Here is a 13909-nt window from a genome sequence, read left to right as displayed (position 1 = left end):
ATTGGCCGTACGCCGACCCGTCAGCTCTCCGAGCCGCTTCGGCTTCGCGGCCGCCTTGCCCTTCGCGAGTTTCTCGCGGCTCGGCAGCACCGGAGTGCCGCCGGTCCGCGGCTGTTCGGGGCCGTTGGTCTCGTCTTCGTCCGAGAACCAGCGGGAAAATACGGACGAGAATCCCTCTCCGTCATTTCCCGCAGTCGGTGCGGCATAGGCGGCCTGCGGTATCAGCGTCCCCACGACCGCAGCGGCTAATATGCAGGAGATATATCTCCTGTGCGGAACTTTCACTCCACTGCCTTTCGTCCATTCTCAGGATGTTTCCAGGCATGCCAAAGAAAGCCGCGCAGTTACTGCGCGACCTTCCGTGGCGGAGTTTTGAGCTCGCTCCGCTGCCCTGTCAACGGACTTCTGATACAGGGCAGTTGGGGTGCAGAGCCGCCAAATGGGGCGTGATCGTCCTACCGAGCCTGCAGCCTGACCCGGGCCATGCTCAGGGGCTGGAGGGTGATGCCGGCGGCGAGGGGGACGTCGGTGTCGATGGCGTCCAGGTCGTACGCCTGCAGGAGCATGGCGAGCGCGATCACGGACTCCAGCATCGAGAAGTGCTGGCCGATGCAGGCGCGCGGGCCGCCGCCGAACGGGAACCAGGCGTAGCGGGGGCGTTCGGCCTCCGCCTCGGGGGTGAAGCGGTCGGGGTCGAAGCGCTCGGCGTCCGGCCAGTAGCGGGGGTGCCGGTGGGTGACCCAGGGGGCGACGATCACGTCGGCGCCGGCCGGGATGGTGTGGCCGCCGATCTCGGTGGCGGCGACGGCGCGGCGGCCGATGGCCGGGGCGGCCGGGAAGAGGCGCATGGCCTCCTTGAGGACCTGGGTGAGATATGGCAGGGCGTCCAGGTCGGCGGCGGTGGGAACGCGGCCGGCGAGGACGCGGTCGACCTCCTCGTGGGCGCGCGCCCGCTCCTTGGGGTGGCGGGCCAGCAGGTGGAGGGCGAAGCCCAGCGAGGTGGCCGTGGTCTCGTGGCCGGCGAGCAGGAAGATCAGTACCTGTTCGCGCAGTTCGCCGGCGTCGAAGCTGCGGTCCTCGGCGCTCTCCGCCTCGGCGAGCAGGCTCAGCAGGTCGTCGCCGCGGCGGCCGGAGGCCCGGCGTTCGGCGATGATCCGGTCGCAGACCGCGTACAGCTCCTCGTGCGCGGCGACGGCGCGGCGGTTGCCGGGCGTGGGCCAGTCGCGGGGGATGTTGAGCGGCGAGAAGCCGCGCCGGAGCACGTAGTCGTTGATGACGGGGAAGCAGCGTTCGACGATCTCCACGGCGGCGTCGACGTCCGTGCCGAAGAGGATCCGGGCGACGGCGCGCAGGGCGAGTTCGGTCATCTCGTCGAGCACGTCGACGGTGGCGTCCTCGGCGTCCCGCCAGGCGGCGACGACCTTGGCGACCTCGGCGGCGACCGCCTCGGCGTAGCCGTCGACGCGGCGCTTGGTGAACAGCGGCTGGACGAGCCGGCGCTGCCGCAGGTAGTCCTCGTCCTGGCTGGTGAGCAGGCCGTTGCCGAAGGACTCGCGGAGCTCCTGGTAGAAGACGTTGTCCTTGCGGAAGTTGGCCGAGTCGGTGGCGAGCACCTGCTGGGCGCCCTCGGCGGAGAAGATCCCGTACACCGTGGCGCGGACGCCGGGCGGCCCTGCGGTGATCCTGACGACGTCGCCGTGCTCGCGCTGGGCCTTCAGGAAGGTGCCGAGCGAGTCGTTCTTGAGGTCGAACATCGAGCCGAGCAGCGGGAGTCCCGCCGGCCCGGGAATCTCGGTTCCGGTGGTTGCCATGGATCAACGCCCCCTTGATCGTTTCCGGTCCGATTCTGCCGTAGCGGCGGGCGCTCGGGTACCGCCGGGCGCGCACCCGGCCGGAACCGGCCGGTTGGCCGGATTCCGTAGGCCGGATTCTGCACGCCGGGCGCCGGGCGCCGGCTCCGCCTCAACGGGGGGGGAGCGGAGCCGGCGCGGCCCGTGGGGGGGGTCAGCGGATCTGCATCCCCGAGAGGGTGCGGGCGATGACCAGGCGCTGGATCTCGCTGGTGCCCTCGAAGATGGTGTAGATCGCGGCGTCGCGGTGCATCCGCTCCACCGGGTACTCGCGGGTGAAGCCGTTGCCGCCGAGGATCTGGATGGCCTGGGCGGTGACCTTCTTGGACACCTCGCTGGCGTACAGCTTGGACATGGAGCCCTCGGCCGCGGTGAACGGCTTGCCGGTGGTCGCCATCCAGGAGGCGCGCCAGACCAGGAGGCGGGCGGCGTCGATCTGGGTGCGCATGTCGGCGAGCTGGAAGGCGACGCCCTGGTTGTCGATGATCGGGCGGCCGAACTGCTCGCGGGTCTTGGCGTAGTCGAGGGCGACCTCGTACGCGGCGCGGGCGGTGCCGACGGCCATGGCGCCGACGGCCGGGCGGGACGCCTCGAAGGTGGCCATGGCCGCGTTCTTGACGCGCTCGCCGCCCTTCTTCGCCTTCTCGCGGGCCCGGGCGAGGCGCTCGTCGAGCTTGTCCTTGCCGCCGAGCAGGCAGCTGCCGGGGACGCGCACGTCCTCCAGGACGACCTCGGCGGTGTGCGAGGCGCGGATGCCGTGCTTCTGGAATTTCTGGCCCTGGGACAGGCCGGGGGTGTTCGGCGGCACGATGAAGGAGGCGTGGCCCTTGGAGCCGATCTCGGGGTCGACGCAGGCGACGACGACGTGGACGTTGGCGATGCCGCCGTTGGTCGCCCAGGTCTTGGTGCCGTTGAGGACCCACTCGTCCTTGGCCTCGTCGTAGACGGCGCGGGTGCGCAGGGAGGCCACGTCGGAGCCGGCGTCCGGCTCGGAGGAGCAGAAGGCGGCGACCTTGACGTCGTCGACGTCGCCGTACATCTGCGGGATCCAGGTGCCGATCTGCTCCTCGGTGCCGTTGGCGAGGACGCCGACGGCGGCGAGGCCGGTGCCGACGATGGACAGGGCGATGCCCGCGTCGCCCCAGAAGAGCTCCTCCATCGCCATCGGGATGCCGAGGCCGGTCGGGTCGAAGAACTGCTGGGCGTAGAAGTCGAGCGAGTAGATGCCGAGCTTGGCGGCCTCCTGGATGATCGGCCAGGGGGTCTCCTCGCGCTCGTCCCATTCGGCGGCGGCGGGGCGCATCACATCGGCCGCGAAGCCGTGAAGCCAGTCACGCACCTGCTTCTGGTCGTCGTTGAGATCGAGCGTGAACTCGGCCATGTTCCCTCCCGGCACTACGTTACTTGCGGTAACCGCAGTGTGTTACCGGCAAGTAGCCGCTGTCAACCGGCGTCCCGTTCCGGACGCCCGTCGCCGCCCGGAACGCACCGCGGGGCGGGTGGGTGTTACGTTGCGCAAGCCTTACGGAACACGCACGGGCGGGGAGACACACCATGGACACTGCACACCGGGCCGATCAGCAGAAGTCGGCCGAGCAGCGCCGGCGCGAGCTGCTGGAGGCGGCGGACCGTGTGGTGCTCCGGGACGGGCCGCAGGCCTCGATGAACGCGATCGCCGCGGAGGCGGGGATCACCAAGCCGATCCTCTACCGGCACTTCGGCGACAAGGGCGGGCTGTACCGCGCGCTGGCCAAGCGGCACACCGACGGGCTGCTGTCGGCGCTGCGGACCGCGCTGGACGCGCCCGCCGACCGTCGGCGGCGCGTGGAGGCGACCCTCGACACGTACCTCGCCTCGATCGAGGCGATGCCTCAGGTGTACCGGTTCCTGATGCACCCGAACGAGGAGACCCAGCAGACCGAGCAGGGCTTCGACGTCGGCCGGCACTCGGCGCCGCTGCTGCGGCGGATGGGCGAGGAGCTGGGCCAGGTGATCGCCGAGCGGATCGACCTCGGTCCCGGCGGCGACGCCATGGCCCGGATCTGGGGCCACGGCATCGTCGGCATGATGCACGCGGCCGGTGACTGGTGGCTCGGCGAACGGCCGTGCACCCGGGCGGAGTTGGTCAGCGCACTGGCCGACCTGCTGTGGGGCCGGCTGGCCGAGGCGGAGGACCTCCCGGGCGCACCCGGATTCTGAGTTTCCGACGGGCGGAGCGCTCAGCGCTCCAGGGCCGTCACCCCGCCGCCCCACGGCTGCTTGCGGATGGACCGGAGCAGCCGGGAGCGGCGCAGGCCGGTGACGTGGTCCGCGTAGACCCCGCCCTCCAGGTGGTCGCACTCGTGCTGGAGACAGCGGGCGAAGAAACCCGTGCCCTCGATCCGCACCGGCGTCCCGTCCAGCCGCACGCCCTCGACCACCGCGCGGTCGAGGCGCGGCGTCGGGGCCTCCAGGCCGGGCAGGGACAGACAGCCCTCGGGGCCGCGGATCTCCTCCCCGTCCGCCTCGACCAGCCGCGGGTTGACCACGTGGCCCAGGTGCCGCACGTCCTCGTCGTCCGGGCAGTCGTAGACGAAGACCCGCAGGCCCACGCCCACCTGGTTCGCCGCGAGGCCGACGCCCTCGGCGGCGTACATCGTGGCGAACATGTCCTCGACCAGCCGGGCGAGGTCCGGGCCGAAGTCGGTGACCGGGGCACAGGGCGCATGCAGCACCGGGTCGCCGAGCAGGGTCATGGCGCGGATGCGGCCGGAAGTGCCGGGGATCGGGCGGTTTCGCATGGCGGCAAGGTTACGTTCCGGCCTGACCTCGCCGTTCGGCGGTGCCGCGGTTCGGGGCGCTGGCCGGATCTCGATAGGCTGAGCACGGACCGACGCAAGGAGGAACAAGGACGATGTCAGGACACCCCGGTAATCCAGAGCCGCTGTCGCCGCGTGCCAAGCTGGCCGTGACGGCGGGCAAGGCCGCCGCCGCGGTGTCGCGGGCGGCGGGACGCGGCAGCGGTTCGGTGATCGGCGGGCGGGTGGCGCTCAAGCTGGACCCCGATCTGCTGGGACGGCTCGCGCAGCATCTGGACGTGATCCTGGTGTCGGCGACCAACGGCAAGACCACGACCACCCGGCTGATCGCCGAGGCGCTGCGGGCCAGCGGCCCGGTCGTGTCCAACGCGCTGGGCGCGAACATGCCCGCGGGCATCACCTCCGCTCTGGCCGGCGGCTCGGACGCCAAGTACGGCGTGATCGAGGTCGACGAGAAGTACCTGGCGGGCGTCGCCCGGGACACCACCCCCAAGGCGATCGCGCTGCTCAACCTCTCCCGCGACCAGCTCGACCGCGCCGCCGAGACCCGGATGCTGGCGGAGAAGTGGCGCGAGGGCCTGAACGGCAGCAAGGCCGTGGTCATCGCGAACGCGGACGACCCGCTGATCGTCTGGGCCGCCTCCTCCTCCCCCAACGTCGTGTGGGTGGCCGCCGGCCAGGAGTGGAAGGACGACGCCTGGTCCTGCCCGTCCTGCGGCGGTGTGCTGCAGCGCCCCGGCGACGACTGGTTCTGCGGCGACTGCGGCTTCCGCCGTCCCGCGCCGAGCTGGGCGCTCAGCGGCGACCACGTGCTCGACCCGCACGGCTCGGCCTGGCCGATCCACCTCCAGCTGCCCGGCCGCGCCAACAAGGCGAACGCCGCCACCTCCGCCGCCGTCGCCGCGGTCTTCGGGGTGCCGCCGCAGGTCGCCCTGGAGCGGATGTACCAGGTCCAGGCCGTGGCCGGCCGGTACGACGTCGTCAGCTTCCAGAACCGGGAGCTGCGGCTGCTGCTCGCGAAGAACCCGGCGGGCTGGCTCGAAACGTTTTCCCTCATCGACGGCCCGCCGGCCCCGGTGATCCTCTCCGTCAACGCGCGCGGCGCGGACGGCACGGACACCTCCTGGCTGTGGGACGTCGACTACGGCCGGCTGGCCGGGCATCCGATCATGGTGATCGGCGACCGCAGGCTGGACCTGGCGGTCCGCCTCGAGGTGGCCGACGTGGAGTTCCGCGTCTGCGAGACGCTCGACGAGGCCGTCTCGATGGCCCCGCCCGGGCAGATCGAGCTGATCGCGAACTACACCGCCTTCCAGGACGTCCGCCGCCGCGTCGGCAACTGACCCGACCCGACCCCCTAGAGGACTTGCAGCATGACTGACAGCAGCCTGCGTCTGGTCTGGGTCTACCCGGACCTGCTCAGCACCTACGGCGACCAGGGCAATGTGCTCGTCGTCGAGCGCCGCGCCCGCCAGCGCCGTCTCAGCGTCGAGCGGCTCGACGTGCGCAGCGACCAGCCGGTCCCGACCTCGGGCGACATCTACCTGATCGGCGGCGGAGAGGACCGGCCGCAGCGGCTCGCGGCCGAGCGTCTTGTCCGCGACGGCGGTCTGAGCCGGGCCGCGGCCAACGGCGCGATCATCTTCTCGGTCTGCGCCGGCTACCAGATCCTGGGCCACGAGTTCGTCAACGACGTCGGCGAGCGCCAGCCCGGTCTCGGCCTGCTCGACGTGACGACGGTGCGCGGCGAGGGCGCCCGGTGCGTCGGCGACGTGCTCGCGGACATCGACCCGCAGCTCGGCCTGCCCCAGCTGACCGGCTTCGAGAACCACCAGGGCGTCACGCACCTCGGCCCGTCGGCCCGCCCCTTCGCCCGCACCGTGTTCGGCAGGGGCAACGGCACCGGGGACGGCACCGAGGGCGCGTACAACGACACGGTGTTCGGCACGTACATGCACGGGCCCGTCATGGCGCGCAACCCGCAGATCGCGGACCTGATGCTGAAGCTGGCGCTCGACGTCAACGCGCTGCCGCCGACCGACGACCGCTGGTACGAGGCGCTGCGCTCCGAGCGGATCGCGGCCGCCACGCAGCCCGCGTAGGGGCGGCGGCCGGACTGCACGTCTGAGCGCCCATACGCCCATTGGATTCGTAAGTAAATACGGTGTCCAAACTATGGACATCCGGTAGGGCCCCGCCATCCCCCGACGATAGGGTGGCGGGGATCCAACCGGACGACGTGGTCCGGAGTCGGCCCACGTTGCAAAGGTATTTCGGGCTATGCGTATTGGTGTGCTCACCTCCGGCGGCGACTGCCCCGGTCTGAACGCCGTCATCCGCTCCGTCGTGCACCGCGCCGTCGTCGACCACGGCGACGAGGTCATCGGCTTCCACGACGGCTGGAAGGGCCTTCTGGAGGCGGACTACCGCAAGCTCGACCTGGACGCGGTGGCCGGCATCCTGGCCCGTGGCGGCACCATCCTGGGCTCCTCCCGGGTCCAGCCCGCGCATCTGGTCGACGGCGTCGAGCGGGCCAAGGGCCATGTCGCCGAGCTGGGTCTCGACGCGATCATCCCGATCGGCGGCGAGGGCACCCTCAAGGCGGCGACCCTCCTCTCGAACGCGGGCCTGCCGATCGTCGGCGTGCCGAAGACCATCGACAACGACATCGCCTCGACCGACGTCACCTTCGGCTTCGACACCGCCGTCGGCGTGGCCACCGAGGCCCTGGACCGCCTCAAGACCACCGCCGAGTCCCACCAGCGGGTGCTGATCGTCGAGGTCATGGGCCGGCACACCGGCTGGATCGCGCTGCACTCCGGCATGGCGGCCGGCGCGCACGCCATCGTCGTGCCCGAGCGGCCCTTCGACATGGACGAGCTCACCGCCCGGGTCGGCGCCCGCTTCGAGCACGGCAAGCGATTCGCGATCGTCGTGGTCGCCGAAGGCGCGAAGCCGCGCGAGGGCTCCATGGACTTCAAGACCGCCGGCACCGACATCTACGGCCACGAGCGGTTCACCGGCGTCGCCAACCAGCTCTCCGTCGAGCTGGAGAAGCGCCTCGGCAAGGAGGCCCGTCCGGTGATCCTCGGCCACGTGCAGCGCGGCGGCACCCCGACCGCGTACGACCGGGTCCTCGCCACCCGCTTCGGCTGGCACGCCGTGGAGGCCGCGCACCGCGGCGAGTTCGGCATGATGACCGCGCTGCGCGGCACGGACATCACCATGGTCCCGCTCACGGAGGCCACCCAGACGCTGAAGACGGTCCCCGCGGACCGCTACGAGGAGGCCGAGACGGTGCTCTGATCACACTCCGGTCGAGAACCGCCCCCGGTCGCAGCCGCGGCCGGGGGCGGTTCTAGTCTGGTGCGGACAACAAGCGCGAATCGGGCTCCAGGAGTACACACATGGATCACAGCGGGCACGGCATGACGATGGATCTGCCGCCGTTCACGCTGGGGCGGGGCCTGGAGTTCTCTCCCGACCTGTTCTTCCTGTTCGGCTCTCTCGCCGCCCTCGGCCTGTACGGCTGGGGCGTGGCGCGGCTGCGCGGGCGGGGCGACACCTGGGGCGTCGGCCGGACCGTCGCGTTCGTGATCGGTGTGCTGAGCATCGCGCTGGTGACGTGCACCAAGCTCAACGACTACGGCATGGTCATGTTCAGCGTGCACATGGTGCAGCACATGGTGGTCAGCATGGTCTCGCCGATCCTGCTGCTGCTCGGCGCGCCGATGACGCTGGCGCTGCGGGCGCTGCCGGTGGCCGGCCGGGGCTCGCTCGGACCGCGCGAGCTGCTGCTGAAGCTGCTGCACAGCCGGTACATGCGGATCGTCACGCACCCGGCGTTCACGATCCCGATGTTCATCGCGAGCCTCTACGGGCTCTACTTCACGCCGCTGTTCGACTTCCTCATGGGGTCGAAGCCGGGGCACATCGCGATGATGGTGCACTTCCTGATGGTGGGTCTGGTCTTCTTCTGGCCGATCATGGGCATCGACCCGGGTCCGCACCGGCCGGGATACGTGATGCGGATGCTGGAGCTGTTCGCGGGCATGCCGTTCCACGCGTTCTTCGGCATCGCGCTGATGATGGCGACCGAGCCGATGGTGAAGGCGTACACGAACCCGCCGACCTCCCTGGGCGTCGACGCGCTGACCGACCAGAACGCGGCGGGCGGCATCGCCTGGGCGTTCAGCGAGATCCCGTCCGTGCTGGTGCTGATCGCACTGGTCTACCAGTGGTACCACTCCGAGCAGCGCCAGGCCGTCCGCAAGGACCGGGCAGCGGACCGGGACGGGGACAAGGAGCTGGAGGCGTACAACGCGTACCTCGCCTCGCTCCAGACCCGCGGAAGGTAGGCCGCGCCCACTGGTGGCGCGGTCCCCGACTGCGGAGGGACCATGGCGGGGACGGCCCCGGTCGGAGGAGGACAGCCATGTCCGGTCCCACGAAGTCGATGGGTGTGATCACTGTCGTCGCCCTGGTGCTGACGACCGCGTACACGGTGGCCCTGGGCAGCCACGGGCTGCTGTGGTTCGGCTGGGTCGTGCTCGGCCTGGTCACCCTCGGCATGGCGGCGGCGGACAGCGTCCCGCCGAAGGCCCCCCGGGCGGGACGGCCCCACGGGCCCACGTCGTAAGCCCTCGCGCCGGGGCGTCGGCCCGGCTCGTCAGCGTGGGGCCAGGACCACCCAGACCTGGCCCCGGGCGAAGTTCAGCGGCGTCCCGTCGGGCGTGGTGAAGGCCGTGCCGTCGTCCGCGGCGGGGCGGTTCCAGCGGGCCTGGTGGCTGCGTCCGTCACGCAGCACGACCGCGTTCCCGCTGCCCACGGTCTCGGTGTACGGCGAGACCGAGCCGAACCGGTCGCGGAAGCCGGAGGGGCGGACGGTGACGTACTGGATCACGACCGTCTCGGGGGTCAGCGGGCCGGTGTCGGTGCTGCGGGCGGTACGGCCGTCCATGGCCACCCGCCAGGCCTTGTCCGGGGCGGACCAGGTGAAGGTGTAGCGGGCGGCCGGGAAGCGCACGGACGTCGAGTTCACGGCGGTGCCCTCGGCCGGGGCGGAGCCGAAGCGGAAGCCGATGTCGCGGGCGCGGGTGGCGTCCGGGGCGGCGGCGAGCGCCTGCTCGGGCCGCAGATACAGGTTGTGCGGGGCGGGCCGGCCGGCGTCGCGCACGAACGCCTCCGGGGTGTCGCCCTCGGTGACCGGGTACAGCGGGGCGGCGCGGAGCAGCGGGTTCAGGGCGGACTGGGCGCCGGAGTAGGCGAGGACCGGGCGGCCGAAGGGGCGCAGCAGGGAGATGTCGGACTCGCGGGCGCTGCGGACCGGGCCGATCCGGTCGGGCAGGTGCGCCGAGTACACGGCGAGCAGGCGGGTCACGCCGCCCTCGACCTGTTCGACGTAGACGAGGTCGGCCGTGCCGAGGCCGGTGGCGGGGCGGGCCGCCTGCACGTTGTCGATCTTGACGGCGAGGACCTGGGCCGGTTTGGCGGGCAGCCCGGTGAACGGGGAGCGGGCGACCGGGCTCGCCGGCGCGCTGGGCGGGACGCCGCTCGGGGGCGGGCTCTCCTTCTCGCCGTCCGAGGAGCAGCCGTACAGCCCGGCGACCGTCACCGCGCTCAGGAGCGCGATGCGGATCGCGCCGGGACGCCGGGGTGTTCGTGCGCCTGGCATGGTTCTGCTCCCCCTCCAGTGGACCACGGGGGCGCTTGGTTGGACACTCGCAGTCGGAGTCTCCGGACAATGGAGTCCGGATACGTGGACGGGGGACGCCGGTGTTCTACCAGTTGCTCAAGTACGTACTGCTCGGCCCGCTGCTGAGGCTGCTGTTCAGGCCGCGGATCGAGGGTCTGGAGCACATCCCGGAGGAGGGCGCGGCGATCGTCGCCGGGAACCATCTGTCGTTCTCGGACCACTTCCTGATGCCGACGGTGCTGAAGCGGCGGATCACGTTCCTGGCCAAGCAGGAGTACTTCACCGGGCCCGGTCTCAAGGGCCGGCTCACGGCTGCCTTCTTCCGCAGTGCCGGGCAGATCCCGGTGGACCGCTCCGGCAAGGAGGCCGGGCAGGCGGCGATCCGTGAAGGGCTCGGCGTGCTGGCGAAGGGCGAACTGCTCGGGATCTATCCGGAGGGCACCCGCTCGCACGACGGGCGGCTGTACAAGGGCAAGGTGGGCGTGGCGGTGATGGCGCTGACGGCCGGGGTGCCGGTGGTGCCGTGCGCGATGGTGGGGACCTTCGAGATCCAGCCGCCGGGGAAGGTGGTGCCGCGGATCCGTCGGGTGACGATCCGGTTCGGGGAGCCGCTGGACTTCTCGCGGTTCGCGGGCATGGAGGGCGAGAAGGCGGTGGTGCGGGCGGTCACCGACGAGATCATGTACCGGATCCTGGAGCTGTCCGGGCAGGAGTACGTGGACGACTACGCGGCCGCGGTGAAGGCCCGTGGCTCTGCCGAGAGCTGAGTCGCTGGGCTTCCCGGGCGGGCGGACCGTAGCGTCACCGGCATGGCAAAGGGACATGCGTTCGTGCTGGGAGCGACGGGACAGGTGGGGCGGGCGGCCGTGCGGGCGCTCGTCGCGGACGGCTGGGAGGTGACGGCCGGCTCGCGCCGGGGCGGCCGGGGCGAGGACTGGCCGGACGAGGTCCGGTCGGCGGCGGTGGACCGCGACGAGGACGGTGCGCTGGCGCGCGCCCTCGGCGGCGGCGTGGACGTGCTGGTGGACATCGTGGCGTACGACGCCGGGCACGGGCGGCAGCTGACCGGGCTCGCGGACCGGATCGGTTCGGCGGTGGTGATCTCCAGCGGCGCGGTGTACGTCGACGAGCGGGGCCGCGGCTTCGACACCCAGGACGAGCCGGACGGCTTCCCGCGCTATCCGGTGCCGATCGCGGAGACCCGGCCGACGGTGGCGCCGGGCCCGGGCACGTACGGCACGCGGAAGATCGCGCTGGAGCACGAGGTGCTGCGGGCGGGCGAGCGGCTGCCGACGACGGTGCTGCGGGCCGCCGCGATCCACGGCCCGTACTGCCCCGGCCCGCGCGAGGCGTGGTTCGTCAAGCGGGCCCTGGACGGGCGGCCGGTGCGGCTGCTCGCGTACGGCGGGGCGTCCCGGTTCCAGCCGGTGCACGTGGACAATCTGGCCGAGCTGATCCGCCTCGCGGCGGCCGCGCCGGGGACGCGGGTGCTCAACGGCGCGGATCCGCAGGCGCCGACGGTCGCGGAGATCGGCGCGGCGATCGACGCGGTGCTGGGGGTCGAGAGCGAGACGGTGCTGCTGCCGGGACCGCCGGAGGGGTCGGTGGGACAGACGCCGTGGACCTGCCCGCATCCGGTGGTGCATGACATGGCGGCGGCGGAACGGGAGTTGGGGTACCGGCCGGTGGTCTCGTACACGGACTCGCTGCCGGCGACGGTGGAGTGGCTGACCGGGCGGCTGCGGGAGCAGGACTGGCGGGAGGCGTTCCCGGGCCTGGTGAAGTACGGGGTGGACTTCTTCGACTACGCGGCCGAGGACGCCTGGCTGGCGAACCGCGCCTGAACGCACGGGAGGAGGGGCGGCCGTCGGACGGCCGCCCCTCCTCCCTCGCCGTGGTGCGGTGTTACGGCTTCGGCGTGGCGTGCGGGCCGCAGATCACGTCCGCCGCGTCCACCGCGCCCTTGAGCAGGTAGGCGTCCACCCGCTCGTTGATGCACGGGTTGACCAAGCCGGTGACGCCGTGCGAGCCGGCGCCCTTCTCGGTGATCAGCCGCGAGTTGTGCAGCCGCTTGTGCAGCTCGACGGCGCCGGAGTACGGGGTGGCGGCGTCACGCTCGGCCTGGACGATCAGGACCGGGGTGAGGTCCTTGCCGGACTTCACCTGGACCGGGGTGCGCTGCTTGGCGGACCAGGTGGCGCACGGCAGGTTCATCCAGGCGTTGGCCCAGGTCATGAACGGGTGGTCGCGGTGCAGCCGGGTGTTGTCGCGGTCCCAGCGCTGCCAGTTGGTGGGCCACTTGGCGTCCGCGCACTCGACGGCCGTGTAGACGGCGTTGCCGTTCTCGGCGCGGATGTTGCCGGCGGTGTCGGCGAGGTTCGGGGCCGCGCCCTCGATGAGGTCCTTCGGGTCGCCGGCCACGTACTTGCTCCAGGCGTCGGCGACCGGCACCCAGGCGGAGTCGTAGTACGGGGCGCTCTGGAAGAAGGAGATCAGCTCGGACGGGCCGACGAGGCCGCCGAGCGGGGCCTTCTTGGCGGTGGCGCGCAGCTCCTGCCACTGCGCCTCGACCTTCTCGGGGGTGTCGCCGAGGTGGAAGGCGGCGTCGTTGGCGGCGACCCAGGCCTTCCAGTCGTTCCAGCGGGTCTGGAAGGCGACGTCCTGGTCGAGGTTGGCCTGGTACCAGATCTTCTCGCGCGAGGGGTCGACCACGCTGTCGACGATCATGCGGCGGACGTGGCCCGGGAAGAGGGTCGTGTAGACCGCGCCGAGGTACGTGCCGTAGGAGACGCCGATGAAGTTGAGCTTCTCCTGGCCGAGGGCGGCGCGGATGACGTCGAGGTCGCGGGCCGTGTTCGGGGTGGTCATGTGCGGCAGCATCCAGCCGCTGCGCTCGGCGCAGCCGTCCGCGTACTCGCGGGCGAGCTTGCGCTGGGCGCGCTTGTCGGCCTCGCTGTCGGGGACCGGGTCCATCTTCGGGCCCTTGACGAACTCCTGCGGGTCGACGCAGGAGATGGGCGTGGAGTGGCCGACGCCGCGCGGGTCGAAGCCGACGAAGTCGTATGCCTTCGCGGTGTTGACCCACAGCTTGCTGCCGCTGATGGTCCGCACGGGGAAGCGCATGCCGGAGCCGCCGGGGCCGCCCGGGTTGTAGAGCAGCGCGCCCTGGTGCTCGGCAGCGGTGCCGGTGCTCTTGGCGCGGTCGACGGCGAGCTTGATCTGCTTGCCGTTCGGGTGGGCGTAGTCGAGCGGGACGTTCACCCAGCCGCACTGGATGGGCTTGGCCAGGCCCCAATCGGCCGGGCAGTCGGCCCAGTCGACGCCCTGCTGCGCGGCGCGCGCCGCCGCGATCTTGACGCCGCGGGCCTCGGACCAGGTCCGGTCCCGGGTGTCGGCGCCGGCCGTGGGCGCGGCGACCGCGCTCGCGACGAGCGCGCCGGCGACCAGGGCTCCGGCCGTGCCGAGTGCTCCTGTACGTCGTCTCACGTAGGTCCTCCCCCTGAGGTGTTTCGAGTCGAAGGGGATCCTCGCGCCCTCCGTACACCCACGAACAGTCGTACAGGTGT

14 protein-coding genes are annotated in these 13909 nt (G+C 71.7%); 8 read left to right on the top strand and 6 right to left on the bottom strand.

What is annotated here, in order from left to right; all coding sequences use genetic code 11:
- The 3 genes from ACGFMM_RS33545 to ACGFMM_RS33535 all read right to left on the bottom strand — a co-directional run.
- The coding region (locus ACGFMM_RS33545) for a hypothetical protein (protein WP_393650274.1) at positions 1–234 on the bottom strand (234 nt) is incomplete at its 3' end.
- Between the two features lie 221 nt (positions 235–455).
- Positions 456–1811: a cytochrome P450 gene (locus tag ACGFMM_RS33540; RefSeq protein ID WP_393650273.1), complete on the bottom strand. Its 1356-nt coding sequence runs from the start codon at positions 1809–1811 to the stop codon at positions 456–458.
- Between the two features lie 193 nt (positions 1812–2004).
- The gene (locus ACGFMM_RS33535) at positions 2005–3231 is read right to left on the bottom strand and encodes an acyl-CoA dehydrogenase family protein (RefSeq protein ID WP_393650272.1); all 1227 of its coding nucleotides are present in this window, start codon (positions 3229–3231) and stop codon (positions 2005–2007) included.
- Between the two features lie 173 nt (positions 3232–3404).
- Here ACGFMM_RS33535 and ACGFMM_RS33530 point away from each other — a divergent pair, with 173 nt between their 5' ends.
- A complete protein-coding gene (locus tag ACGFMM_RS33530) occupies positions 3405–4049 on the top strand; it encodes a TetR family transcriptional regulator (RefSeq protein ID WP_393650271.1) in 645 nt (214 codons plus the stop codon).
- Between the two features lie 20 nt (positions 4050–4069).
- Here ACGFMM_RS33530 and def read toward each other — a convergent pair whose 3' ends face one another.
- The gene (gene def / locus ACGFMM_RS33525; protein ID WP_393650270.1) at positions 4070–4630 is read right to left on the bottom strand and encodes a peptide deformylase; all 561 of its coding nucleotides are present in this window, start codon (positions 4628–4630) and stop codon (positions 4070–4072) included.
- A 113-nt stretch (positions 4631–4743) separates the two neighbouring features.
- Between def and ACGFMM_RS33520 the strand changes: the two genes are divergently transcribed.
- The 5 genes from ACGFMM_RS33520 (at position 4744) to ACGFMM_RS33500 (ending at position 9287) form a co-directional block, all read left to right on the top strand.
- On the top strand, positions 4744–5991 hold the full coding sequence (locus ACGFMM_RS33520; protein WP_393650269.1) for a MurT ligase domain-containing protein: 1248 nt from the start codon (positions 4744–4746) through the stop codon (positions 5989–5991).
- Positions 5992–6021: 30 nt separating this feature from the next.
- Positions 6022–6750, top strand: coding sequence for a type 1 glutamine amidotransferase (locus ACGFMM_RS33515; protein ID WP_393650268.1), 729 nt, complete (start codon positions 6022–6024; stop codon positions 6748–6750).
- A gap of 178 nt (positions 6751–6928) precedes the next feature.
- On the top strand, positions 6929–7954 hold the full coding sequence (locus ACGFMM_RS33510) for a 6-phosphofructokinase (protein WP_393650267.1): 1026 nt from the start codon (positions 6929–6931) through the stop codon (positions 7952–7954).
- A gap of 101 nt (positions 7955–8055) precedes the next feature.
- Complete coding sequence (locus tag ACGFMM_RS33505) at positions 8056–9006, top strand: cytochrome c oxidase assembly protein (RefSeq protein ID WP_393650266.1); 951 nt, start codon at positions 8056–8058, stop codon at positions 9004–9006.
- 77 nt (positions 9007–9083) lie between these two features.
- Positions 9084–9287 carry a hypothetical protein gene (locus ACGFMM_RS33500; protein ID WP_393650265.1) on the top strand — a complete coding sequence of 68 codons (204 nt, stop codon included), beginning with the start codon at positions 9084–9086 and terminating at the stop codon, positions 9285–9287.
- A gap of 30 nt (positions 9288–9317) precedes the next feature.
- Here ACGFMM_RS33500 and ACGFMM_RS33495 read toward each other — a convergent pair whose 3' ends face one another.
- The gene (locus tag ACGFMM_RS33495) at positions 9318–10322 is read right to left on the bottom strand and encodes a DUF3048 domain-containing protein (protein ID WP_393650264.1); all 1005 of its coding nucleotides are present in this window, start codon (positions 10320–10322) and stop codon (positions 9318–9320) included.
- 101 nt (positions 10323–10423) lie between these two features.
- Here ACGFMM_RS33495 and ACGFMM_RS33490 point away from each other — a divergent pair, with 101 nt between their 5' ends.
- Both ACGFMM_RS33490 and ACGFMM_RS33485 read left to right on the top strand, forming a co-directional pair.
- Entirely contained in the window at positions 10424–11110 is a 687-nt protein-coding gene (locus ACGFMM_RS33490; protein ID WP_393650263.1) for a lysophospholipid acyltransferase family protein, read from the top strand.
- A gap of 42 nt (positions 11111–11152) precedes the next feature.
- Positions 11153–12187, top strand: coding sequence for an NAD-dependent epimerase/dehydratase family protein (locus ACGFMM_RS33485; RefSeq protein WP_393650262.1), 1035 nt, complete (start codon positions 11153–11155; stop codon positions 12185–12187).
- Positions 12188–12248: 61 nt separating this feature from the next.
- Here ACGFMM_RS33485 and ACGFMM_RS33480 read toward each other — a convergent pair whose 3' ends face one another.
- A complete protein-coding gene (locus ACGFMM_RS33480) occupies positions 12249–13829 on the bottom strand; it encodes an alpha/beta hydrolase (RefSeq protein ID WP_393650261.1) in 1581 nt (526 codons plus the stop codon).
- Positions 13830–13909 lie beyond the last annotated feature (80 nt).

It is taken from the genome of Streptomyces sp. NPDC048604 (assembly GCF_043199435.1).
GTDB lineage: Bacteria > Actinomycetota > Actinomycetes > Streptomycetales > Streptomycetaceae > Streptomyces.
Note: the sequence above shows the minus strand (reverse complement) of the source record. Positions and strands in the feature narration are given on the sequence as shown.

Coding starts and splice junctions, on each gene's coding strand:
- ACGFMM_RS33540 (WP_393650273.1), bottom strand. CDS start 1,811: ATGGCAACCACCGGAACCGAGATTCCCGGGCCGGCGGGACTCCCGCTG.
- ACGFMM_RS33535 (WP_393650272.1), bottom strand. CDS start 3,231: ATGGCCGAGTTCACGCTCGATCTCAACGACGACCAGAAGCAGGTGCGT.
- ACGFMM_RS33530 (WP_393650271.1), top strand. CDS start 3,405: ATGGACACTGCACACCGGGCCGATCAGCAGAAGTCGGCCGAGCAGCGC.
- def (WP_393650270.1), bottom strand. CDS start 4,630: ATGCGAAACCGCCCGATCCCCGGCACTTCCGGCCGCATCCGCGCCATG.
- ACGFMM_RS33520 (WP_393650269.1), top strand. CDS start 4,744: ATGTCAGGACACCCCGGTAATCCAGAGCCGCTGTCGCCGCGTGCCAAG.
- ACGFMM_RS33515 (WP_393650268.1), top strand. CDS start 6,022: ATGACTGACAGCAGCCTGCGTCTGGTCTGGGTCTACCCGGACCTGCTC.
- ACGFMM_RS33510 (WP_393650267.1), top strand. CDS start 6,929: ATGCGTATTGGTGTGCTCACCTCCGGCGGCGACTGCCCCGGTCTGAAC.
- ACGFMM_RS33505 (WP_393650266.1), top strand. CDS start 8,056: ATGGATCACAGCGGGCACGGCATGACGATGGATCTGCCGCCGTTCACG.
- ACGFMM_RS33500 (WP_393650265.1), top strand. CDS start 9,084: ATGTCCGGTCCCACGAAGTCGATGGGTGTGATCACTGTCGTCGCCCTG.
- ACGFMM_RS33495 (WP_393650264.1), bottom strand. CDS start 10,322: ATGCCAGGCGCACGAACACCCCGGCGTCCCGGCGCGATCCGCATCGCG.
- ACGFMM_RS33485 (WP_393650262.1), top strand. CDS start 11,153: ATGGCAAAGGGACATGCGTTCGTGCTGGGAGCGACGGGACAGGTGGGG.